This is a genomic window from Streptomyces sp. NPDC055966, from assembly GCF_042269865.1.
Classification (GTDB): Bacteria; Actinomycetota; Actinomycetes; order Streptomycetales; family Streptomycetaceae; genus Streptomyces.
Genome location: NZ_JBHJYK010000008.1, coordinates 97,446 through 119,708, shown reverse-complemented (window position 1 = coordinate 119,708; position 22,263 = coordinate 97,446). Strand labels below are relative to the sequence as shown.

At 72.2% G+C, this 22,263-nt stretch carries 24 protein-coding genes; 11 read left to right on the top strand and 13 right to left on the bottom strand.

The window, feature by feature from the left end:
* Positions 1-31: 31 nt before the first annotated feature.
* Complete coding sequence (locus ACFC8N_RS18765; protein WP_356029077.1) at positions 32-673, bottom strand: DUF6758 family protein; 642 nt, start codon at positions 671-673, stop codon at positions 32-34.
* Positions 674-813: 140 nt separating this feature from the next.
* Here ACFC8N_RS18765 and ACFC8N_RS18760 point away from each other — a divergent pair, with 140 nt between their 5' ends.
* On the top strand, positions 814-2,013 hold the full coding sequence (locus tag ACFC8N_RS18760; protein ID WP_376288826.1) for an MFS transporter: 1,200 nt from the start codon (positions 814-816) through the stop codon (positions 2,011-2,013).
* A 41-nt stretch (positions 2,014-2,054) separates the two neighbouring features.
* On the opposite strand, the gene ACFC8N_RS18755 is transcribed toward ACFC8N_RS18760, so the two are convergent.
* Positions 2,055-2,639, bottom strand: a complete 585-nt coding sequence (locus ACFC8N_RS18755) for a suppressor of fused domain protein (RefSeq protein WP_356029079.1) — start codon at positions 2,637-2,639, stop codon at positions 2,055-2,057.
* 418 nt (positions 2,640-3,057) lie between these two features.
* On the opposite strand from ACFC8N_RS18755, the gene ACFC8N_RS18750 reads away from it, so the two are divergent.
* Both ACFC8N_RS18750 and ACFC8N_RS18745 read left to right on the top strand, forming a co-directional pair.
* Complete coding sequence (locus tag ACFC8N_RS18750) at positions 3,058-4,179, top strand: magnesium and cobalt transport protein CorA (RefSeq protein WP_356029081.1); 1,122 nt, start codon at positions 3,058-3,060, stop codon at positions 4,177-4,179.
* 23 nt (positions 4,180-4,202) lie between these two features.
* Positions 4,203-4,745, top strand: a complete 543-nt coding sequence (locus ACFC8N_RS18745) for a hypothetical protein (RefSeq protein ID WP_376288825.1) — start codon at positions 4,203-4,205, stop codon at positions 4,743-4,745.
* 30 nt (positions 4,746-4,775) lie between these two features.
* Here ACFC8N_RS18745 and ACFC8N_RS18740 read toward each other — a convergent pair whose 3' ends face one another.
* Complete coding sequence (locus ACFC8N_RS18740) at positions 4,776-5,549, bottom strand: hypothetical protein (protein ID WP_356029085.1); 774 nt, start codon at positions 5,547-5,549, stop codon at positions 4,776-4,778.
* A 237-nt stretch (positions 5,550-5,786) separates the two neighbouring features.
* On the opposite strand from ACFC8N_RS18740, the gene ACFC8N_RS18735 reads away from it, so the two are divergent.
* The 3 genes from ACFC8N_RS18735 to ACFC8N_RS18725 are packed head-to-tail and all read left to right on the top strand — an operon-like array spanning position 5,787 to position 8,857.
* On the top strand, positions 5,787-7,085 hold the full coding sequence (locus tag ACFC8N_RS18735; RefSeq protein WP_356029087.1) for a magnesium transporter MgtE N-terminal domain-containing protein: 1,299 nt from the start codon (positions 5,787-5,789) through the stop codon (positions 7,083-7,085).
* Positions 7,075-7,680, top strand: a complete 606-nt coding sequence (locus ACFC8N_RS18730) for a DUF1003 domain-containing protein (protein WP_356029089.1) — start codon at positions 7,075-7,077, stop codon at positions 7,678-7,680. The genes ACFC8N_RS18735 and ACFC8N_RS18730 overlap by 11 nt, the downstream gene beginning before the upstream one ends.
* Positions 7,681-7,723: 43 nt before the next feature.
* Complete coding sequence (locus ACFC8N_RS18725; RefSeq protein ID WP_356029091.1) at positions 7,724-8,857, top strand: Mrp/NBP35 family ATP-binding protein; 1,134 nt, start codon at positions 7,724-7,726, stop codon at positions 8,855-8,857.
* 84 nt (positions 8,858-8,941) lie between these two features.
* On the opposite strand, the gene ACFC8N_RS18720 is transcribed toward ACFC8N_RS18725, so the two are convergent.
* The 5 genes from ACFC8N_RS18720 to sigE all read right to left on the bottom strand — a co-directional run bounded on the left by ACFC8N_RS18720 (position 8,942) and on the right by sigE (position 14,095).
* Positions 8,942-9,607 (bottom strand): hypothetical protein, encoded by a 666-nt coding sequence (locus ACFC8N_RS18720; protein WP_356029093.1) that lies wholly within the window; start codon positions 9,605-9,607, stop codon positions 8,942-8,944.
* 229 nt (positions 9,608-9,836) lie between these two features.
* A complete protein-coding gene (locus ACFC8N_RS18715) occupies positions 9,837-10,307 on the bottom strand; it encodes a sec-independent translocase (protein WP_356029095.1) in 471 nt (156 codons plus the stop codon).
* A gap of 84 nt (positions 10,308-10,391) precedes the next feature.
* Positions 10,392-12,173 carry a trypsin-like peptidase domain-containing protein gene (locus ACFC8N_RS18710; protein ID WP_376288824.1) on the bottom strand — a complete coding sequence of 594 codons (1,782 nt, stop codon included), beginning with the start codon at positions 12,171-12,173 and terminating at the stop codon, positions 10,392-10,394.
* 135 nt (positions 12,174-12,308) lie between these two features.
* On the bottom strand, positions 12,309-13,388 hold the full coding sequence (locus ACFC8N_RS18705) for a zf-HC2 domain-containing protein (protein ID WP_376288823.1): 1,080 nt from the start codon (positions 13,386-13,388) through the stop codon (positions 12,309-12,311).
* Positions 13,385-14,095 carry an RNA polymerase sigma factor SigE gene (gene sigE, locus ACFC8N_RS18700; protein ID WP_356029101.1) on the bottom strand — a complete coding sequence of 237 codons (711 nt, stop codon included), beginning with the start codon at positions 14,093-14,095 and terminating at the stop codon, positions 13,385-13,387. The genes ACFC8N_RS18705 and sigE overlap by 4 nt, the downstream gene beginning before the upstream one ends.
* Positions 14,096-14,329: 234 nt before the next feature.
* Between sigE and ACFC8N_RS18695 the strand changes: the two genes are divergently transcribed.
* Complete coding sequence (locus ACFC8N_RS18695; RefSeq protein ID WP_356029127.1) at positions 14,330-15,028, top strand: O-methyltransferase; 699 nt, start codon at positions 14,330-14,332, stop codon at positions 15,026-15,028.
* A gap of 108 nt (positions 15,029-15,136) precedes the next feature.
* Here ACFC8N_RS18695 and ACFC8N_RS18690 read toward each other — a convergent pair whose 3' ends face one another.
* Positions 15,137-15,304 (bottom strand): DUF3117 domain-containing protein, encoded by a 168-nt coding sequence (locus ACFC8N_RS18690; protein WP_003985072.1) that lies wholly within the window; start codon positions 15,302-15,304, stop codon positions 15,137-15,139.
* Between the two features lie 371 nt (positions 15,305-15,675).
* On the opposite strand from ACFC8N_RS18690, the gene ACFC8N_RS18685 reads away from it, so the two are divergent.
* Complete coding sequence (locus tag ACFC8N_RS18685) at positions 15,676-16,479, top strand: enoyl-CoA hydratase-related protein (protein WP_356029103.1); 804 nt, start codon at positions 15,676-15,678, stop codon at positions 16,477-16,479.
* A gap of 4 nt (positions 16,480-16,483) precedes the next feature.
* Here ACFC8N_RS18685 and ACFC8N_RS18680 read toward each other — a convergent pair whose 3' ends face one another.
* Positions 16,484-17,080, bottom strand: coding sequence for a DNA-3-methyladenine glycosylase I (locus ACFC8N_RS18680; RefSeq protein WP_356029105.1), 597 nt, complete (start codon positions 17,078-17,080; stop codon positions 16,484-16,486).
* On the bottom strand, positions 17,077-17,433 hold the full coding sequence (locus ACFC8N_RS18675; protein ID WP_362818490.1) for a DivIVA domain-containing protein: 357 nt from the start codon (positions 17,431-17,433) through the stop codon (positions 17,077-17,079). Before ACFC8N_RS18675 ends, ACFC8N_RS18680 begins: the two co-directional genes overlap by 4 nt.
* 123 nt (positions 17,434-17,556) lie before the next feature.
* Between ACFC8N_RS18675 and folP the strand changes: the two genes are divergently transcribed.
* Complete coding sequence (gene folP, locus ACFC8N_RS18670; RefSeq protein ID WP_376288822.1) at positions 17,557-18,417, top strand: dihydropteroate synthase; 861 nt, start codon at positions 17,557-17,559, stop codon at positions 18,415-18,417.
* 22 nt (positions 18,418-18,439) lie between these two features.
* Here folP and ACFC8N_RS18665 read toward each other — a convergent pair whose 3' ends face one another.
* Positions 18,440-19,198, bottom strand: a complete 759-nt coding sequence (locus ACFC8N_RS18665; protein WP_376288821.1) for a TIGR00730 family Rossman fold protein — start codon at positions 19,196-19,198, stop codon at positions 18,440-18,442.
* Positions 19,199-19,296: 98 nt separating this feature from the next.
* Positions 19,297-20,376, bottom strand: coding sequence for a succinyl-diaminopimelate desuccinylase (dapE, locus tag ACFC8N_RS18660; protein ID WP_356029113.1), 1,080 nt, complete (start codon positions 20,374-20,376; stop codon positions 19,297-19,299).
* A gap of 118 nt (positions 20,377-20,494) precedes the next feature.
* On the opposite strand from dapE, the gene ACFC8N_RS18655 reads away from it, so the two are divergent.
* Together ACFC8N_RS18655 and ACFC8N_RS18650 are read left to right on the top strand one after the other, a co-directional pair.
* Positions 20,495-21,487 (top strand): heavy metal transporter, encoded by a 993-nt coding sequence (locus ACFC8N_RS18655; protein WP_376288820.1) that lies wholly within the window; start codon positions 20,495-20,497, stop codon positions 21,485-21,487.
* 287 nt (positions 21,488-21,774) lie between these two features.
* Positions 21,775-22,197 carry an ATP-binding protein gene (locus ACFC8N_RS18650; protein ID WP_356029117.1) on the top strand — a complete coding sequence of 141 codons (423 nt, stop codon included), beginning with the start codon at positions 21,775-21,777 and terminating at the stop codon, positions 22,195-22,197.
* Positions 22,198-22,263: the final 66 nt, after the last annotated feature.

The window sequence follows — 22,263 nt, the reverse complement described above, 5'->3', positions numbered from 1 at the left end:
ATGGTACCGGTACTTCGAGCCCCTAAGAGGCCTACGGCCGAAGCAAGCGCGGCGACAACGCTCCGCAGGGCACCAGATCCAGCTCCGCCCCCGCGTCCCGCAGATCCGTCAGCACCAGTTCGTCGTACATGAGCAGCCCGGTCTGCTCGGGCCACATCACCGCCCACAGCCACATGCCGAGCGCCTCGCCCGCGAAGACCGCGCGGTCCTCGGGGGTGCGGAAGACGTGCCAGAGCGGGGTCGGGCGGCCGACGGCCAGCACCTTGGCGTCGGGCGGCTTCTCGATGTTCATGTACGGCCCCGGGTCCGGGCCGTCGATGCCCGCGTAGCGCGCGCCGAGGCCGACGCCGAGCTCCTCGGCGACCAGGACGAGTTCGGCCGGGCCGCCGAGCGGGCCGGGGCCGGTGCAGGCCACGGCGGTGGCGCGGCCCCCGCTGCGGTCGTCGCCCGCGTAGGCCACCCCCGTGAAGAGCCAGCCGACCGGCAGCGGCCAGGGCATCCACACCGGGACGTGGGTGCGCGGCACAACGGCGGCGAGGGCTTCGACGCTGGGCGGGATCACGGGCTGCAGCGGATACACCGTGCCGTGCACGTCGCACTGCCACGAATCGGCGAAGAGACCGGGCGCCCTGACCCGGCCACCACACCTCGGGCAACTGGGTTCGCCCCTCATAGGGCCCCACGGTCCTACCCCTGCCCGCCCACGTCAAGGACGATCACCCGTCCGGACGGAACCCTTGACGCGAGCAACTGTATGCATATTACATTTATTAGGCGAACTAACTTAGTGGAGAGAGGCAAAGGGAGACACAGATGGACCTGCTGCGACAACCGAAGGCCGTATGGGCCACGGCCGGCGCCTCCGTCGTCGCCTTCATGGGCATCGGACTCGTCGACCCGATCCTGCCGTCCATCGCACGGGGCCTGCACGCCACGGCCGGCCAGGTGTCCCTGCTCTTCACCTCGTACTTCCTGATCACCGCGGTGGCGATGCTGCTGACCGGCTTCGTCTCCAGCCGGATCGGCGGCCGCGGGACCCTGCTGCTCGGCCTCGCCCTCGTCGTCGTCTTCGCGGGCCTGGCCGGCACGTCGGACACCGTCGGCCGGCTGGTCGGCTTCCGGGCGGGCTGGGGCCTCGGCAACGCCCTGTTCGTGTCGACCGCCCTCGCGGTCATCGTCGGTGCCGCGGCCGGCGGGAGCGCGGCGGCGATCCTGCTGTACGAGTCCGCGCTCGGCCTCGGCATGGCCTGCGGCCCGCTGCTCGGCGCGATCCTCGGCAACGTCAGCTGGCGCTACCCGTTCTTCGGGACGGCCACGCTGATGGCGATCGGCTTCCTGTGCATCACGATGTTCCTGAAGGAACAGCCGAAGCCGGCCCGGAAGACCTCGGTGCTCGACCCGATCAGGGCGCTCGGCCACGGCGGCCTCGCCTCGGCGGCGGTCTCCGCCTTCTTCTACAACTACACGTTCTTCACGGTGCTGGCCTTCACGCCGTTCGTGCTGAACATGACGCCGTACCGCTCGGGCGCGGTGTTCTTCGCCTGGGGCGTGCTGCTCGCCGTCTTCTCGGTGATCGTGGCCCCGCGCATGCAGGCCCGCCTCGGCTCGCTGAAGGTGCTCGGCGGCTCGCTGGTGCTGCTCGCCGCGGACGTCCTCGTCCTCGGCTACGGCGACCACACCACGGCCGTCGTCTGCACGGTCCTGTCCGGCGCCCTCATCGGCGTGAACAACACCGTGTACACCGAGCTGGCCCTCGGCGTCTCGGACGCCCCACGCCCGGTGGCGAGCGCGGGCTACAACTTCGTCCGCTGGTTCGCGGCCGCCGCGGCCCCCTACTTCGCGCCGAAGATCGAGGAGTGGACGGACATCCACGTCCCGTTCGTGGTCGCGGGGATCACCGCGCTGCTGGGCGCGGCCGTGGTCGTCGTACGGCGCCGCGCCCTCACCCACGAGGTGGCGGAGCGGAACGTGGCGCACGCCACGGAGGACGGTGTCAGCGCGTTCGCCAACTGACCGGAATCAGCCGCGCGTTGGTGAGTTCGGTCACGCCGGGTTCAGTCCAGCGGGACGGACGCGCGGGCCGGGTCCCTCAGGTCCGTCCCCTGGGCGAGCCAGCGTTCCTGGAGGGCCTGGGCGCCGTGCACCCGCTTCCAGGCGGCCTCGTTCGGGGTCATCGGCAGCAGCGGCAGGAACCGTACGGGATCCATCGGGTCGTCCAGCTCCAGATCCTCGACCAGCCCGCCGGGCTCGCCCACCAGCACCGAGGTGAAGGGGGCGCCGGGCCACAGCGGCTCGCCGGTGTCCAGGGAGGCGCCGGGCGTCACGATCAGACCCTCCACCTGCGGGGACGCGGCCAGCACGGCGAGCGGGCGCAGCACCTTGTCGGTGTCCGCCCGGCCCGCGCGGACCGAGAGGACCAGCTCGGCGCGGGGCCCCTTGACCGGGTCCGCGACCGCCGCCGTGGGGTCGGTCATGGGGTGCTGGGACATGCCGAGGGTGGCGTACCGCAGGAGGTCCCCCTCCCGGAACCGGAGCACCTCGACGCGGTCCGTGCCGAGGAAGGTGACGGCGGCGCGCGCGTCCGGTTCGCCCAGCGCGGTGCTCAACCGTGCCTCGACCAGAGGAAGAACATCGACCATGCGGCGAGCATAGAACTCGTCAGTGACGGGCAAAGCGGCGCCTTGACAGTTCGGGCGGCTGCTAATCTGAGCCCACGAAGAGACTCCCTCACGAGGGACCGGCCGGAGGAGGTGGGGCTGTCATGGATCGAAGTCGACCTGGTAGTACCACTCGCTCTTCCGCCCGCTGATCTGGTCTCTGGCTGGCCGCTGCCGCCTTCCCGCGCGCGTTGCCCTTCGGAAGAGCACTTCGTTTCGCCTCGCCTGATCCGTCTGATCAACGTCAGTTCCGCATCAGCAGCGAAGTCGCCACCGCGACGGTGCGGTGCTCCCCGCTTTGTGGACGTGCCAAACATCCCGTGGCCAGGACCGTCCTCATTCCGGGTAGTTCCACCCGTCGTCACGCGCTCTCGCTGCCTGCCCGCGAAGGAGCCCGCCCATGTCGATGATCCGCGACCTGCGCGCCGTGGTCCGCTCGTCGTCCCGTTCCTCGCTGCGGGGGGACACCGCCCCGTACGACACCACCCGCGACCCCGGCACCTCCTCGGCCGTCGTGGACTGCGCCGTCTACCGCGACGGCCGCCGGGTCGAGAGCGGCAAGCCGCTGAGCCCGCACGAGGCGATGCGCCAGGTGCGCCGCGACGGCGGCTTCGTCTGGATCGGGCTGCACGAGCCGACCGAGGCCGAATTCGCCGGCATCGCGGGCGAGTTCGGGCTGCACCCGCTGGCCGTCGAGGACGCGGTGCAGGCCCATCAGCGCCCGAAGCTGGAGCGCTACGACGACTCGCTCTTCACCGTCTTCAAGACCATCCACTACGTCGAGCACGACCGGCTCACCGACAGCAGCGAGGTCGTGGAGACCGGCGAGGTGATGTGCTTCACCGGCCGGAGCTTCTTCATCACCGTCCGGCACGGCGGCAAGGGCTCGCTGCGGGCGCTGCGCCACCGCCTCCAGGACGACCCGGAGCTGCTGGCCAAGGGCCCCTCGGCGGTGCTGCACGCCATCGCCGACCACGTCGTCGACGGCTACATCGCGGTCGCCGACGCCGTGCAGGACGACATCGACGAGGTGGAGACCGAGGTCTTCTCGCCGGGTCCGGGCGGCAAGGTCTCGCGCGGTGTGGACTCGGCGCGGATCTACCAACTCAAGCGCGAGGTACTGGAGTTCAAGCGGGCGGTCGCGCCGCTGCTGCGGCCCATGCAGCTGCTGAGCGAGCGGCCGATGCGGCTGGTCGACCCGGACATCCAGAAGTACTTCCGGGACGTCGCGGACCACCTCGCCCGGGTCCAGGAGCAGGTCATCGGCTTCGACGAGCTGCTCAACTCCATCCTCCAGGCCAACCTGGCGCAGGCCTCAGTCGCGCAGAACGAGGACATGCGCAAGATCACCGCCTGGGCCGCGATCATCGCCGTACCGACGATGGTGACGGGCGTGTACGGCATGAACTTCGACAACATGCCGGAGCTGCACTGGAAGTACGGCTACCCGCTGGTCCTGAGCCTCACCATCGGCATGTGCGTGGGCATCCACCGGGTGCTGAAGCGCAACGGCTGGCTGTGAGCGCCGCTCGATAGGCTGGGCGCATGACGAGCGATCTGCCCGGCCCGGCCCCCCTCGACCAGGCCCTTCTCGACCAGGCCCTCATCGAGGAGGCCGCGAAGAAGTCCGGCCTGATCTGGGTCAGGGGCGCCGGCGCCCCGGCCGCGCGTGCGCTGTGGCACGTGTGGCACCAGGGGGCGGTGTACCTGGTCGGCGACGGGCCGGGGGAGCAGCCGCTGCCGGCGCTGGTCGACGGCGGCTTCGCCGAGGTGACCGTGCGCGGCAAGGACAAGGGCGGCCGGCTCGTCACGTTCCCGGTGACCGTGACCGAAGCGGCGGCCGGCTCCGAGGAGTGGGAGGCGGCCGTCGCCGAGCTGAAGGGCAAGCGCCTGAACGCGCCGGACGGCGAGGCGATGCCGGGGCGCTGGGCCCGCGAGTGCCGGGTGCTGCGCCTGACTCCGGCCGGGTCCGTGGTGCCGTTGCCCGACGACAGCCAGGCGGAGCGTCCGGTGCCCACTCCGGCGACCACCAGGGAGCCGATTCCGGCAGGACTGCCGAAGCTGCTCGGCAGGCGACGGCGGAAGTAGGCCGGGGCCGGATCCGGCGCCGGGCAGCCGCTACGACGTCGGCAGCTGTCTGCCGTAGTCCACCGTGTCCCCCTGGTCCGGTTCCGTGACCGTGAAGTCCTTGCCCCAGTCCGAGAAGCTGAGCGTGCCCGCACCGCCGGCGCGGACCAGGCGGAGGGGGTAGGGGGTGCCCTGGAGGGAGACGTCGAGGGTGCCGCCGGAGCCCTGGTCGCCGGTGATGCGGATGGTGGGGGTGCCCGACTGGTCGTGGTGGCCGTCGGTCGCCAGGCTGCCGTGCAGCGTCAGCAGCCCGTCGAGCAGGACGGACTTGTCCGTGAACCCGCTGAACTTCTTGTACGCGGGGTCCCCCTGCGGCACCTTCACGTACTTGCCGTTCAGCTTGCCGGCCGTGCTGTCACCGCCGCCGTCGCCACCGCTGCCGCCGTTGCCGCTCCCGCCCGCGTGGCTCCAGAAGTCCGAGTCGGCCTTCAGATAGAGCTGCTGACCGACCCGCAGCAGCTGGAAGGTGGCCCCCTGCGCGGTCACCGACCCGGTGCCGCCGTCCTCTTTCAGGCGCATGTCCAGCTGGTACGTACGGCCGCTGGTGACCACCGTGCCGGTCAGCCGTACCGCAGCCGCCCCGTCCGCCGCCGCGCGGGTCCTCGTCTGGATCTGCCCGGCGGGCAGCTTGCCCACGCCGTTGGTGCCCGCGTCCGGATCGTCGCCGCCGCAGCCGCCCAGCACCGCCACCCCTGTCACCGCCAGTGCGCAGATCGCGGTCGCCCGCGCGGTCCGGCGGGTTCGGCCCTGGGGAATCGCAGTCACCGGTGGAGCTGCCTTTCTGTCGGGTCCTGAGCGGCGTACCGCAGCGTACCGGTGCCCCGGCCGCCCGGCGGAGTCAGTCCGTCCGGACCCCCCACCAGGGCGTGTCCGACCGCCACGGGCTAGCCTGAAGCGCACCCGAGCGGGCAAATCCGAGCAATTCACCGATCACTTCGTAAAGAAAGCGGAACACCCCCTTAAGGGAGATTCCCAGGCCACGTCAGCAGAGGAAGCACAGCCATGGCAGCCGGCGCCCCCCGGATCTTCGTCTCGCACCTCGCCGGGGTCCCCGCCTTCGACCCCAACGGCGATGTGGTGGGCCGCGTCCGCGACCTCGTCGTCATGATGCGCGTCGGCAGACGCCCCCCGCGCGTGCTGGGGCTGGTGGTCGAGCTGTCCACCCGGCGCCGGATCTTCCTGCCCATGACCCGGGTGACCGGCATCGAGTCCGGCCAGGTCATCACCACCGGCGTGATGAACGTCCGGCGCTTCGAGCAGCGGCCCACCGAACGGCTGGTCTTCGGTGAGCTGCTCGACCGGCGCGTGACGCTCACCGAGACCGGCGAGGAGGCCACGGTCCTCGACGTGTCCGTGCAGCAGCTGCCCGCCCGCCGCGACTGGGAGGTCGACCGGGTCTTCGTCCGCAAGGGCAGGAAGGGCGGCGCCTTCCGGCGGGCCAAGGGCGAGACGCTGACCGTCGAGTGGTCGGCCGTCACCGGCTTCTCGCTGGAGGAGCACGGGCAGGGCGCCGAGAGCCTGCTCGCCACCTTCGAGCAGTTGCGCCCCGCCGACCTCGCCAACGTCCTGCACCACCTGTCCGCCAAGCGCCGCGCCGAGGTCGCCGCCGCGCTCGACGACGACCGGCTGGCCGACGTCCTCGAAGAGCTCCCGGAGGACGACCAGATCGAGATCCTCGGCAAGCTGAAGGAGGAGCGGGCGGCGGACGTGCTGGAGGCCATGGACCCCGACGACGCGGCCGACCTGCTCTCCGAACTGCCCGAGGCGGACAAGGAACGGCTGCTGAACCTGATGCAGCCCGCCGACGCGGCCGAGATGCGGCGCCTGATGTCGTACGAGGAGCACACGGCCGGCGGTCTGATGACCACCGAACCGATCGTGCTGCGCCCGGACGCCACCGTCGCCGACGCCCTCGCCCGGGTCCGCAACCCCGACCTCTCCCCCGCCCTGGCCGCCCAGGTCTACGTCTGCCGCCCGCCCGACGAGACCCCGACCGGCAAGTACCTGGGCACGGTCCACTTCCAGCGGCTGCTGCGCGACCCGCCGTACACGCTGGTCAGCTCGATCGTCGACACCGATCTGCAACCGCTCGACCCGGACGCGGCGCTGCCCGCCGTCGCCGGGTTCTTCGCCACCTACGACATGGTCGCCGCGCCCGTGGTGGACGAGGCCGGGCGGCTGCTCGGCGCGGTGACCGTGGACGACGTGCTGGACCACATGCTGCCCGAGGACTGGCGGGAGCACGAGTTCCACCTGGACGACGGATACGAGGGAGAGGGGGCGGCCACGCATGACTCCTGAGCGCGAGAGCGGCACCCGCGAGCGCACCCCGGTGGGCGCGACGGCGGCCACCCGGCACCGCACGCCCCGCCTGGACCAGCCGCGCCCGCCGCGGCGCCGGTACCTGCCCGAGTGGGACGCCGAGGCCTTCGGCGTGATGTCGGAGAAGATCGCCCGGTTCCTGGGCACGGGCCGCTTCATCGTCTGGATGACGGTCGTCATCATCCTGTGGGTGCTGTGGAACGTCACCGTGCCCATGGCCCTGCGCTTCGACCAGTACCCGTTCATCTTCCTGACCCTGGCCCTGTCCCTCCAGGCCTCCTACGCGGCCCCGCTGATCCTGCTCGCGCAGAACCGGCAGGACGACCGCGACCGGGTCAACCTGGAGCAGGACCGCAAGCAGAACGAGCGGTCGATCGCCGACACCGAGTACCTGACCCGGGAGATCGCCACCCTGCGCCTGGGCCTCGGCGAGGTGGCGACCCGCGACTGGATGCGCTCGGAACTCCAGGACCTGCTGAAGGAGCTGGAGGACCGCCAGGGCCGCAGCGACCGTGTCGTATTCCCGGCGGAACGGTCAGAACGGTCGCCGGGACGTGACACAGACGACCGCTGAGGGGCATCCCGAAGGCCCCGCGCCGCGCCGTACCATCGTCCTTATGGCTACGGAAGACGCGGTGCGCGAGGCACTGGCGACGGTGAACGACCCCGAGATCAACCGCCCCATCACCGAACTGGGGATGGTCAAATCGGTGGAGATCGGTGCGGACGGAGCGGTCGCGGTCACCGTGTACCTGACGGTCTCCGGCTGCCCCATGCGGGACACCATCACCCAGCGCGTCACCGAGGCGGTCTCCCGGGTCGAGGGCGTCACCCGCGTGGACGTCACGCTGGACGTGATGAGCGACGAGCAGCGCAAGGAGCTGGCGAGCGCCCTGCGCGGCGGCCAGGCCGAGCGCGAGGTCCCCTTCGCCAAGCCGGGCAACCTCACCCGCGTCTACGCGGTCGCCTCCGGCAAGGGCGGCGTCGGCAAGTCCTCCGTGACGGTCAACCTGGCGGCGGCCATGGCGGCCGACGGCCTCAAGGTGGGCGTGGTCGACGCCGACATCTACGGCCACAGCGTGCCGCGCATGCTGGGCGCGGACGGCCGTCCCACCCAGGTCGAGAACATGATCATGCCGCCGTCGGCGAACGGCGTGAAGGTCATCTCCATCGGCATGTTCACGCCGGGCAACGCCCCGGTCGTCTGGCGCGGCCCGATGCTGCACCGCGCCCTCCAGCAGTTCCTGGCGGACGTGTACTGGGGCGACCTCGACGTCCTGCTCCTGGACCTCCCGCCGGGCACCGGCGACATCGCGATCTCGGTCGCCCAGCTGGTCCCGAACGCCGAGATCCTGGTCGTCACGACCCCGCAGCAGGCGGCGGCCGAGGTCGCCGAGCGCGCCGGTTCCATCGCCGTACAGACCCACCAGAAGATCGTCGGCGTGGTCGAGAACATGTCCGGCCTGCCCTGCCCGCACTGCGGCGAGATGGTCGACGTCTTCGGCACGGGCGGCGGCCAGCTCGTCGCCGACGGCCTGACCCGCACCACGGGTGCGACGGTCCCGGTCCTCGGCTCTATCCCGATCGACGTCCGCCTGCGCGAGGGCGGCGACGAGGGCAAGCCGGTGGTCCTCACCGACCCGGACTCCCCGGCGGGCACCGCCCTGCGGGCGATCGCCGGAAAGCTGGGCGGCCGGCAGCGTGGCCTGTCGGGCCTGTCGCTGGGGCTCACCCCGAAGAACAAGTTCTAGCCGTACGGGCACGACGCCCAGCAGTACGGGAAAAGGGCGCCGAAGACGATCGGCGCCCTTTTGTCATGCGGTCCCCGCCCGTGGTCACGCGTAGGCGGCGACGTCCTTCACCACGGCGAACCCGAGTCCGTACGCGCTCATGCCCCGGCCGTACGCGCCCAGGTGCACCCCCGCCTCGGTCGTACCGGCGAGCACCCAGCCGAACTCGGACTCCCGGTAGTAGAAAGAGGCCGCGACCCCGTCCACCGGGAGGGACAGCGTGGACCACTCCGGTCCGTCGAGATCGTCGGCCAGCGCCCAAGCGGTCTCGGTCTGCTGCTCCAGCCAGTCGTCCCGCAGGCTGTGGTCCATCTGTCCGGGCCAGGTGAACGACAGCAGCCCCACCCCGGCCAGCCACGCCGCCGAGGACACCGAGGTGGCCTCCAGCAGCCCCGTACCGTCCGCGCTGCGCCGCGACGGCTGCGCGGCGACCGTGACCACCACCGCGAACTTCTCCCGCGGCTCACCGGCGGAGCCTGTCTCGCCGCGCACGGAGGGCTCGTCGCCGTGCCCTGTCGATCCGTGCTCGACGGAGCCGTCCGCCGCCGTGGCGACCTGCATCAGCCAGCGCGGCCCGGTGAACGCCTCGTCAAGGCCGTACCACGGGAAAGACGCCTGAAGATAACCGTCGACCGTACGCCGGGCGGAGGGGGACTGCTGTCCGCCCTCCGCGGCCGGCGCCTGTACGCCCACCCGACTCGTCGTCTCCATCTGCCCGGACGCCTCCTCGCTCTCGTCGGACCGGGGCGGCCCGCCCCCCTTCGGGCGTACTCCTCCGGTCCGCACAACAACTCGGCAGCATATCCACACGAACGAGTGCGGCAGGGCAGGCAGTCGGTGCGTGGGTCGCACGAACGGCCTGTTCAGGACGCGTGCGCCGGGGGTGTGTTATGAAACGCGTCACGTGCGCGGCGCACGCCCGCGCGCGTGTCGGCGACGGTCAGGTGGCGTCCGCGTCGAAGGGCGGCCGGTCGTCGTTGCCGGGCTCCTCGGGCTTCTTGGTCATGTCGACTCGCCCGCCGGACCCGGAGTCCGGGGACGGCGAGGACGATGTCGAAGACGACGAGGCGGACGACGAGGTCTCGGTGTCCCGGCTGTTGACGGCGTCCGTGACCTCGGCCATCTCCTTCTTCAGGTCGAAGCCGTTGCGGATCTCCTTCAGCCCCAGTTCGTCGTTGTCCAGCTGCTTGCGGATGAACGTCTTGGGGTTGAGGTCCTCGAACTCGAAGTCCTTGAACTCGGGGCCCAGTTCGTTACGGATGTCCTGCTTCGCGCTCTCCGAGAACTCGCGGATCTTCCGGATCGTGCGCATCACGTCCTGGATGACCTTCGGGAGCTTGTCCGGACCGAAGACGAGCACGGCGATCACGACGATCGTGAGCAGCTCGAGTGGTCCTATGTCATTGAACACCTGACGCTCCTATTGATGTCCTCGGTCGCTCAACGGTACCCGGCGTTCCCGTCCGACCGGTACCGTCCCGAGGTGAGACTTGTGTCAGTTCTGCTCCGCCGCGCCCAGGACCAGCGGGACCTCCCGGTCGGTGCCGCCGCGCCGGACCGTCAGCCGTAGCCGGTCACCGGGCCGGTGGGCGCGGATCCTGACGATGAGCTCCCGGGCCGAGTGCACGGGCTGACCGTCGACCTCGCCGACGACGTCGCCCGCCTTCAGACCTGCCCGGTCGCCGGGGCCTCCCGGGATGACGGCGGGACCGCCGCTCGCGCTCTTGCTGTCGATGCGGGCGCCGTCGCCGGTGTACGCCATGTCGAGCGTGACCCCCAGCACCGGGTGGGTCGCCCGGCCGTCGTTGATCAGTTCCTCGGCGACGCGCTTGGCCTGGTTCACCGGGATGGCGAAGCCGAGGCCTATGGAGCCGGCCTGGGCGCCGTCCGAGTCCGAGCCGCTGTCGGCGGACCGGATGGCGGAGTTGATGCCGATCACCCGGGCCTGGGAGTCGAGGAGCGGGCCGCCGGAGTTGCCCGGGTTGATGGGCGCGTCGGTCTGCAGCGCGTCGACGTACGACACGTCGCTCCCGTCACCCTTGTCGCCGCCGGCCGTGATGGGCCGCTCCTTGGCGCTGATGATGCCGGAGGTGACGGTGTTGGCCAGGTCGAAGGGGGCGCCGATGGCGACGACGGGGTCGCCGACCCGGACGCCGTCGGAGTCGCCGAGGGGCAGCGGGGTGAGTCCGTGCACGCCGTGCACCTGGACGACGGCGAGGTCGTAGCCGCTGTCCCGGCCGACCACCTTGGCCTGGACGCTTTCACCGCTGCTGAACGTCACGGATATCGCGCCGCTCGATCCGGCGGGGGCGACGACGTGGTTGTTGGTGAGGATGTGCCCCTGGGTGTCGAGCACGAAGCCGGTGCCGGTGTCGGTCTGGTCGGTCCCGCTGACATGCAGGGTGACGACGCTGGGCAGGGCGCGGGCGGCTATCCCGGCCACACTGTCCGGCGCACGCCCGGCGGGCACCCGCCCGGCCTGCGGCAGGCTCACCTCGCCGTCGAGCCCCTGCCGCTCCGCGTACGCGCCGACGATCCCTCCGACACCGGCGGCGACCAGGGCGACGACCACCGTCCACCCCACCATCAGCCGCCTCCCCCGCCCGGCCCCGGCGTACTGAAGCACGCCGCGCCGAACCGCCTGCTCCTGCGGAGACCCGGGCGCCCAGGGGTCATACCGCCCCCAGGGATCGTCATCGACCCCGACCAGCCCACCGGGCGCGGGCGCGGGAGCACCGAGAGCGGGGGCGACGGGGGTGACAGGGGCGGGTGCCTGGGCCGGGGCTTCGGGGGGTGAGGCCGGAACGCCGGGCGCGGGGGCACCCGGCAGGGGCGTGGCTGCGCTCGGCGCGTGTGTCCCCGGCGCCGTCGGTGCGGGCGTCTGCTGGGCCGCCGGGTGCTGGACGGGCGGTGCGGGGGCCCAGGGGCCCGGCTCGCCGTACGGCGGGGTGCCGTAGGGGTCCGGGTCGTGCAGGGGCCTGGGACGCTCGGTGGGGGCCGCCCAGGCGGTTCCTCCGGGGACGGTCTCGGCCGGTGCGCCGGCCGCCGGGGCGGTGCCTTCCCCGGCCCCGCCCTCCTCGACCCCGCCCGGCTGGGCCAGTTCGAAGTCGTCGTCGGCCGACCCGGAATCCGTCGGAACGGAGTCCGTCGCCCTGGAGGTCCGCCCCGAGTCGCCCGGTGCGGTCTCCCGGCGGTGCTCGGCCGGCCGGTCGGCCGACGTCGGCTCCGTCGGCCCCTGCGGCTCCTCCCCCGGCGGGACACGGTTCCCCTCGTTCATGCTCTCCCCACAGCTGGCCGCGGCCGCACGCTTCGGCGGCGGACACGGAACGTCGACTGCGCCCCCGGGTCATCGCCGCGGGAACGGCCCTCACAGGATTCAACCAGGTTCGCGGGGCCGGGGCGCAGTGGCCGGTCAGGGGGTCTGCGGCTGTGAGGAGGGGGAGGCGGATGCCGTGGGGGACGCGGGGGCGGGGACGGGGGCGGACAGCAGGCCGGAGCCGGTCGCTCCGGGGACCGCGGACCACGCGGCGAGCGGATAGGCCACGGTGTCGTCGAGCGGACGTATCAGCGGGGAGAGGGCGGCCACGCCGGCCATCACCGGCGCCGTCAGACCGCGAAGCGCGCTGGTCTGGGCCTGTCCGGTGCCGGGGGTCGGCACTCCGGGCACCAGCGGTGCGGACATCGAGGTCGGCGCCACCGAGGTCTGTCCGAGCAGCGTGCTGCCCTGGACGGCAGGCGGGCCGGTCGCGCGGCGGCGCTGGCCGTCGGGCGTGGCCGCGCCCGAGCCGGCCGAGCGGGCCGGGACGACGCTGCCGCTGCCGCCGCGCGCGTCCGCCGTCGCGTCGGAGGGCAGAGCCGTGGTGACGCTGCCGAGGGCGACCGCGGCCAGGGACACCGCACCGGCGGCGGCGACCGCGAACCGCAGACCGCGCGAGGCACCGCGTCCGTCGTCCGGGCGTCCGACGGGATGGATACGGAAGCCGCGCTCGTGGTCCGCGGGGACGGCGGGCCGCGAGGGGGCGGGCACGGAGGTGCCGGGCCGGAGGGGGACGTAGCCGAGGGCGAAGCGCTCACCGCGCCGCGATCCGAAGATGCCGGAGCCGCCGAGGACATCGCCCGGTACGGCGGTCAGACCACCGGACGGGCCGGATCCGTCGGCTCTTGTGGCGCTCTCCTCCCGGGGGTCGCCTCCGAAGAGACCGCCGCCGGGCGGGGATGTGCTGTCGCCGCCGGGCAGGCCCTGGAGGCGGGCCAGGAAGCTCGCCGAGGGCGGGGGCGGGGCCGCCTCCGCGAACACGTTCTTCAGCCGGCGCTGGGCGTCCGCCTCCGCCTTGCACCGGGCACACGTGGCCAGGTGCGCGAGGACCCGCTCACGCGACTCGTGACCGAGCTCTCCGTCCACCAGGGCGGAGAGTCGGTCTCCCAGATGCTGTTCGGCGAGATGCGCCTTCCGGTGCGCCTTCTCCACAGGTTTCGGCCGGGATCCACTCACGCGGTCGCGCCCCCTCCCCCCAGAGCGGGGACACGGGCCACGAAGGAGCGCCGCTCGGCCGCACGGGCCTCCGGGGAGCGGTGCGCAAGGGCCTTGCGGAGCTGGGAGCGGCCGCGGTGGATACGGGAGCGGACCGTGCCGAGCTTCACGCCGAGGGTCGCGGCGATCTCCTCGTACGACAGTCCCTCGATGTCGCACAGGACGACGGCGGCGCGGAACTCCGGCGCCAGGGTGTCGAGGGCCTGCTGGACGTCGGCGTCGAAGTGCGCGTCGTTGAAGAGCTGTTGCGGGGTGGGCTCGCGGCTGGCCAGGCGCTCGGCCGCGTCCTCGCCGAGGGCGTCGAAGCGGATGCGCTGCTTGCGCCGGACCATGTCCAGGAAGAGGTTGGTGGTGATGCGGTGCAGCCAGCCCTCGAAGGTGCCCGGCGAGTACGTCGACAGGGAGCGGAAGACACGGACGAAGACCTCCTGGGTGAGGTCCTCGGCGTCGTGCTGGTTGCCCGTCAGGCGGTAGGCCAGGCGGTAGACCCGGGCGCTGTGCGTGCTGACGATCTCCTCCCACGTGGGCGGAGTCCACGCCTGCCCGTCCGCGTCGGTGGAGAAGGTCGCGGTCTGGGTCTCGCCTGCGGCGAAACCGGCGTGGTGGTCAGCAGCGGTGTCGGTCACGGATTTCGGCCTGCCCGCCGATCCGAGGAAGCGCCGCAGCACTCCGCCCCGGTCCCCGGGCGCAGCCGCACCTCCCCTGTCGGCTCTGGTGGTGTCCAGTGGAGCCCCTACCATAGCCACCTCGCCCGTTAGCTCCGGATAAGCGGTTTTACGAGAATTTGATACTTGCCGGCACGGCTCGTGCGGCTGCGTCAGCAGTTGCTCGGTGTCCTGATCCACCTCATACCCCCCGTCGCGCATCCGGCCACCGTCTCTTCCCCTTAAACGTCCGGTCCCATCTGCGGGTTCCCGCCGCCAACGGATACAGTCACGCCCAGGCAACCACGGGGACAGGAGAGGGTCATTACCGGCAACCGGCAGACGAGCTGGGCGTTCGCCGACGCCTACGTCGCCGAGGACGAAGCGCTGCTCTGGGCCCGTGACCGGGCCCGCGAGGCAGGGCTGCGCTCGGTGTCGCCGGCCACGGGCGCCGCGCTGCGACTGCTCGCCGCCTCCGTGGACGCCAAGGCCGTCGCGGAGATCGGCACGGGCTGTGGGGTGTCCGGAATCCATCTGCTGCACGGCATGCGTCCGGACGGGGTGCTCACGACGGTCGATCCGGAGCCGGAGCACCAGCAGTTCGCCCGGCAGGCCTTCCGCGCCTGCGGATTCGCCAGCAACCGGGCGCGGTTCATCCCGGGCAGCGCGCTCGACGTCCTGCCCCGGCTCGCGGACGCGGGCTACGACCTCGTGTTCTGCGACGGCGACCGCCAGGAGTACGCGGACTATCTCGCTGAATCGTTGCGCCTGTTGCGGCCCGGCGGTCTCGTGGTCTTCGAGGGGGTATTCGCGGGCGGCCGTACGGTCGACTCCGGGCCGCAGCCGACGGAGGTGCTGCGCCTGCGCGAGCTGCTGCGCTCGGTGCGCGAGAGCCAGGAGCTGATGTCGTCGCTGCTGCCGGTCGGCGACGGACTGCTGTGCGCCGTCAAGAGGTGAGCACGGCGAGCACCCGGCCGCCGGGGCCGGGCGACGGGGCCGCGCATGCGTCTGCCCCGGCACCGCTTACGATGCCGGGGCAGACGCAAGGACAAGATCGCGGGCGCGTCAGACGGTGACCTTCTCCAGGGCCTCACCGAGCGCCTTGGCCTCGTCAGGGGTCAGCTCGACGACGAGCCGACCGCCGCCTTCGAGCGGAACGCGCATGACGATGCCCCGCCCCTCCTTGGTCACCTCGAGCGGGCCATCGCCCGTCCGCGGCTTCATGGCCGCCATGCTCGTTCCCCTTCCTGAAACCAGCTCATCGTCTGCCGAGAGCCCTCGGAGGGCACCCGCGGTTCCGAAGCGGACACGCGACACCGGCATCGAACACATTGCTTCCCGGCCATTATCCCGCATGGCAGGACCCGATGACCAACATCAGTCGGCATCGCTTGGGCAACGCGCGCGAGCAAAACCACTCAATTCGGGGATGTGGCTGCGATACTGCGCCACCGCACCGACGCCGACCGGCGGACTCCGCTCCGTTTTTCTTTGACGCAGGTCACACGTCCGGTCCGGCCCTTGGCCCGTGATCTCCGCCATGCTGTGCTTCGTACACGACGTACTGAGCGGTACGTCACCCGCGACCCGGAGGAAGATGTCCCATGGCAGACACCGTGCTCTACGAGGTGAGCGACGGACTCGCGACGATCACGCTGAACCGCCCCGAGGCGATGAACGCGCTGAACATCGCGACCAAGGTCGCCCTGCGGGAGGCGGCGGAAGCCGCGGCCGGGGACACGGCCGTACGAGCGATCCTGCTGACCGCGGCCGGGGAGCGGGCGTTCTGCGTGGGCCAGGACCTCAAGGAGCACATCGGGCTGCTCGCGTCCGACCGCGAGACGGGGGCCGGGCAGACGATGAGCACGGTCAAGGAGCACTACAACCCGATCGTGGCGGCGCTCGCCGGGGCGCCGAAGCCGGTGGTCGCCGGGGTGAACGGCGTCGCGGCCGGGGCCGGCCTCGGCTTCGCGCTCGCCGCGGACTACCGGGTGGTCGCCGACACGGCCGCCTTCAACACGTCCTTCGCGGGCGTCGCGCTGACCGCCGACTCCGGCGTCTCCTGGACCCTGCCCCGGGTGATCGGCCCGGGCCGCGCCACCGACCTGCTGCTCTTCCCGCGCAGCATCAGCGCGCAGGACGCCCTGGAGCTGGGCATCGCCAACCGGGTCGTACCGGCGGCCGAACTGCGCGCGGAGGCCGAGAAGGTGGCGCGGGCGCTGGCCGAGGGGCCGACGGTGGCGTACGCGGCGCTCAAGGAGGCGGTGGCCTACGGGCTGTCGCACTCGCTGGCGCAGACGCTGGAGAAGGAGGACGAGCTCCAGGCCAGGGCCGGGCAGTCCGAGGACCACGCGATCGCCGTGCAGGCCTTCGTGAAGAAGGAGAAGCCCACGTACCTGGGCCGGTGAGCGGTCAGCGGGGGTGCGGACCGGTGCGGCTCACGCAGGCCTCCAAGTGGTCGTCGACCAGCCCGCACGCCTGCATGAGCGCGTACGCCGTCGTCGGGCCGACGAACTTCAGTCCGCGCTTCTTCAGGGCCTTGGACAGGGCCGTGGACTGCGGGGTGACGGCCGGAACGTCGGCGAGGGTCTTCGGGGCGGGGCGGCCGGCCGGGTCCGGGGCGTGGGACCAGATCAGCTCGTCCAGCTCCCCCTGCGCCCAGTCGGCGAGCACGCGCGCGTTGGCGAGTGTGGCGTCGATCTTGGCGCGGTTGCGGATGATGCCCTCGTCCGCCAGCAGCCGCTCGCGGTCGTCGTCCGTGAAGGCGGCGACCTTCTCGATACGGAAGCCCGCGAAGGCCGTCCGGAAGCCCGGGCGGCGGCGCAGGATCGTGATCCAGGACAGGCCCGACTGGAAGGCCTCCAGGCTGAGCCGCTCGAAGAGGGCGTCGTCGCCGTGGACCGGGCGGCCCCACTCCTCGTCGTGGTACGACACGTAGTCCTCGGTGGACAGGGCCCAGGGGCAGCGCAGGGCGCCGTCGGGTCCGGCGAGGGCGGTTCCGTCGCTCATCGCCCCTCCTGCGGGTGGTCGGGCTTCTCCAGGTGGACGTGTGCCGCGGCGGCTCTGGCGCCGGCGAGCGCCGACTCCAGGTCGGCGATGCGGGCGTCGCGCTCGGCCAGCTCGGCGCCGAGGCGGCCGAGGGCGTCGTCGACGTCCGCCATGCGGTAGCCGCGCGGGGCGAGCGGGAAGCGCAGGCTCTCCACGTCGGCACGGTCCACGGGGCGGTCCGGGGGCAGCGGGTCCTGGACCCGCTCCGGCGCCACCTCGGGCAGCGGGGCGCTCTCGCCGCCGCCCACCACGGCGAGTGTCACCGCGGCGACCACGACGGCCAGCGCGACGACCAGGAAAAAGAACATCACCATCGCCAGGGCCCCACGCTCTCTGCCGGACACAGAAACTGTCAGGGTCCGATCGTGCCATGCGAGTCTGACAGTTAGGGTCGCAGGCGGCCGTACTGCGGGACGTTCTGGGAGAGGTCACAGCGAATGCTCAGGCTGGGCAAGCGGGAATTCGGGGCGCACGAGCCGGTGATCATGGCGATCGTGAACCGGACCCCCGACTCCTTCTACGACCAGGGGGCCACGTTCCGTGACGAGCCCGCCCTCGCGCGCGTGGCGCAGGCGGTGGCCGAGGGTGCCGCGATCGTCGACGTCGGCGGGGTGAAGGCCGGGCCGGGCGAGGAGGTCACGGCCGAGGAGGAGGCACGGCGCACGGTCGGTTTCGTGGCGGAGGTCCGGCGGCGCTTCCCCGACGTGATCATCAGCGTGGACACCTGGCGGGCCTCGGTCGGCGAGGCGGTGTGCGAGGCGGGTGCGGATCTGCTGAACGACGCGTGGGGCGGGGTCGACCCCGCCCTGGCGGAGGTCGCGGCGCGGTACGGGGCGGGCCTGGTGTGCACGCACGCGGGTGGCGTCGAGCCCCGTACGCGCCCGCACCGGGTGACGTACGACGACGTCATGGCCGACATCCTGGACGTGACGGTCGCGCTGGCGGAGCGGGCGGTGTCGCTGGGCGTGCCGCGGGAGTCGGTGCTGATCGACCCGGGGCACGACTTCGGCAAGAACACCCGGCACAGCCTGGAGGCGACGCGGCGGCTGCCCGAGATGGTCGCGACGGGCTGGCCGGTCCTGGTCTCGCTGTCCAACAAGGACTTCGTGGGCGAGTCCCTGGACCGCCCGGTGAAGGAACGGCTGATCGGCACGCTGGCGACGACGGCGGTGTCGGCGTGGCTCGGGGCGCAGGTGTACCGGGTCCACGAGGTCGCCGAGACCCGTCAGGTGCTGGACATGGTCGCCTCCATCGCGGGCCACCGCCCTCCCGCGGTGGCCCGCCGCGGCCTGGCCTGACCGGCCCGCCCGACGAGAGGTCCTAGCGGGCCGCCTCCTTGGAGACCAGGGCCACCGCCTCCGACACCTCGTCCGTGACGTGGAAGAGAAGGAGGTCCTTCTCCGCGGCCTTGCCCTGGGCGACCAGGGTGTTCCGGAGCCAGGAGACGAGGCCGCCCCAGTACTCGCTGCCGAAGAGGACGATCGGGAAGCGGGTGACCTTCTGGGTCTGGACGAGGGTCAGGGCCTCGAAGAATTCGTCCAGGGTGCCGAGACCGCCGGGCAGGACCACGAAGCCCTGCGCGTACTTCACGAACATCATCTTGCGGACGAAGAAGTAGCGGAAGTTCAGACCGATGTCGACGTAGGGGTTCAGGCCCTGCTCGAAGGGCAGCTCGATGCCGAGGCCGACGGAGGTGCCGCCGGCCTCGCAGGCGCCCTTGTTGGCCGCCTCCATGGAGCCCGGGCCGCCGCCCGTGATCACCGCCCAGCCCGCCTCCACCAGGCCCCGGCCGAGCCGGACGCCCGCGTCGTACTCCGGCGAGTCCACCGGGGTGCGCGCCGAGCCGAACACGCTGATCGCGGGCGGGAGTTCGGCGAGTGTGCCGAAGCCCTCGATGAACTCCGACTGGATCCGCAGGACCCGCCAGGGGTCGGTGTGGACCCAGTCCGTGGGGGCGCGCTCGTCCAGCAGCCGCTGGTCGGTGGTGCTCGGGATCACCTGCCCGCGACGTCGGAGGACCGGGCCCAGGCGCTGCTCGTCCGGCGGGATCTTCTTTCCCTCAGGGTTGCCGGTAGGCATGTGCGCTCCCTCCACTTGCGGGTAGTTCGATCTCAGACTAGATCGCCTCGGGTTACGGAGGGGGGACGTCCGCATGTCCGGTCCGGCACCGGCGGTTCCTACGCCGTCAGCCAGTTCCGCAGGCGCTCCTCGCCCGCGAGGATCTTGGCCGTCTCCACCCGCTCGTCACGCCTGTGCGCCAAGTGCGGGTTGCCCGGGCCGTAGTTCACGGCGGGGACGCCGAGCGCGGAGAAGCGGGACACGTCGGTCCAGCCGTACTTCGGCTGCGGGGTGCCGCCCACCGCCTCGATGAAGGCCGCCGCGGCCGGGTGGGACAGGCCGGGCAGGGCGCCGCCGCTGTGGTCGTCGATCACGAACTCCGTGACCCCGCAGTCGGCGAAGACCTCGCGGACGTGCGCGACGGCCTCCTCCTCGGTGCGGTCGGGGGCGTAGCGGAAGTTGACCGTCACCACGCACGCGTCCGGGATGACGTTGCCCGCGACCCCGCCGCTGATGCCGACCGCGTTGAGGCCCTCGCGGTACTCCAGGCCGTCGATGACCGGCCACCGGGGCTCGTAGGAGGCGAGGCGGGCGAGGATGGGGGCGGCCGCGTGGATGGCGTTGGAGCCCATCCAGGAGCGCGCCGAGTGGGCCCGCTCGCCCTCGGTCTTCAGCAGCACCCGCAGCGTGCCCTGGCAGCCGCCCTCGACCTGGCCGTCGGAGGGCTCCAGCAGAACGGCGAAGTCGCCCTCCAGCCACTCCGGGTGGGCCTCGGCGACGTGCCTGAGGCCGTTGAGGTCGGCGGCGACCTCCTCGTTGTCGTAGAAGACGAAGGTCAGGTCGCGGTTGGGGGCGGGGACCGTGGCCGCGATGCGCAGCTGCACCGCGACGCCGGACTTCATGTCGCAGGTGCCGCAGCCCCACAGCACGCCGTCCTCGTCCAGGCGCGAGGGGACGTTGTCCGCGATCGGGACGGTGTCGATGTGGCCGGCCAGGATGACGCGCTCGGCGCGGCCCAGGTTCGTCCGGGCGATCACGTTGTTGCCGTAGCGGTCGACCGTGAGGTGCGGCAGGGCGCGCAGGGCGGTCTCGATCGCGTCCGCGAGCGGCTTCTCGGTGCCGCTCTCGGAGCGGAGGTCCACGAGTTGCGCGGTGAGCGCGGCGGCGTCGAGCGTGAGGTCAAGCGAGGTGTCGGCCATGTCCGCGACCCTAACGCGTCACCCGCGGCCGCCGGGTTCCCCGCGCTGCTCCGGCCTGGTCGGCGGCACTGCCCGGACCCCCCGTGGGGACCGGACGGGGCTCCAGTACCTTGTACGCGTGTCAGAGCCGTCCCCCACTCGTATCAAGCGCCGCGGCCGTCTTTTCCGTTTCTCCGCGGCCCTGTTGGTCCTCTGCGGCGTCGCCGCCTATCTCGTGGTGCAGTACGTCACCGGAGGCGGTGGCGCGCACGGCTGCAAGGTGGTGTCGGCCGACGCCGACGGGACGTCGTACGAGTTCTCGCCGGAGCAGGCGCAGAACGCGGCGACGATCGCGGCCGTCGGCACCGGCCGCCACATGCCCGAGCGGGCCGTGGCGATCGCGCTGGCCACGGCCATCCAGGAGTCGGGGCTGCGCAACATCCAGCACGGCGACCGGGATTCGCTGGGCCTGTTCCAGCAGCGGCCCTCGCAGGGCTGGGGCACCGAGGAGCAGATCATGGACCCGGCGTACGCGGCGGGCATCTTCTACGCACACCTGGCGAAGGTGCCGGACTACACCGACCTGCCCCTGACGGTGGCGGCGCAGCGGGTGCAGCGCAGCGGCTACCCGGAGGCGTACGCCAAGCACGAGCCGGACGCCACGCTGCTGGCGGCGTCCCTGACCGGGACCGCGTCGGCCACGCTGACCTGCGACGGCCGCCCGCAGTCCGGGGTCTCGGCGACCGGTCCGGACGCCGTACGCAGCGCGCTGGTACGGGACTTCGGGCGCGACGCGCTCCAGGAGACCGGTGCGGAGGTGGGCGGCGTCCCGGTGCCCTCGCCGTCTCCCTCGCCGAGTGTGACCGCGACCGCGCAGGGGCGGACGGTGACCGTTCCGGTGGCCGAGAGCCAACGGACCGACGCGGGCGGGTACGGGGAGCGGCAGCGGGGCTGGCAGCTCGCCCAGTGGGCGGTGGCGAACTCCTCGGCGCTGCACGTCCAGCGGGTGTCGTACGCCGGGCGCGAGTGGGTCGCCGGGAGCAGCGACAGCCAGTGGAAGCCGGTCGCGTCGGACGGGGCCGGCGGGGCGGAGCAGTCCGCGGGGGTCGTCCGGATCGTGACCGGACAGTAGTACGGGGGGTCACTCCTGAGGGTTGCTCGTGCCGCGGTTCACCGCGCCGGGCGGCCCGATTCCCCACCGGACGCGAGAACCCTTGGAAATCAAAGGGTGTAAGGATTCTGCGCCGTTTTCAGGGCGACCTTCTTTGCCCGTTTTTATCCACACCTGATTATGCGATGCGTTATCCATTCGTTACCCGAGGCGTCCGCAACCTTCGCGGGCTTCGAGCGGTAGTCACGGCGTCCGAGCCCGGACCCGAGCCCGGACCAACACCGTTCTCTCCCGTCGAATGGAGCATCATGTCCCTCCCTCTGACCCGCCGGATCGCCCGTACCGCGCTGCTCGTCGCAGCGGGAGCGGCAGCCGGGGTCGGTGCGGCCGGCTCCGCCAGCGCGGCCCCCAGCCAGCCCACGGTGGCCCCCAACCTGAGCGGCATGTCCGCCGTGGACGCGTCGCAGCTCGCCAACACCGCCGACGGTGCCGCACAGAACGCAACCACGCTCGCCGGCAACGCGGGCGGCCGAGTGGTCGGCACGGCGGTTCCGGCCGCGGGCCAGGCCGCCGGCGGCGGTCTGAAGAAGGCGGCCCCGGTGGCCCAGCAGGCCGCGGGCAGCGCGGCCGGGGCGGCCGGGAACGTCCTCGGGGACGCCGCGTCCGGCGCGACGAAGGGCGGCACCCTGCCGGCGTCCAACCTGCCGGTGCAGGGTCTGCCGCTGAGCTGACCCCCGCACGACGAAGGGGTCCGGGGAGCGTGCTCCCCCGCCCCCCACGGCGAGGGGGGGAGGCAC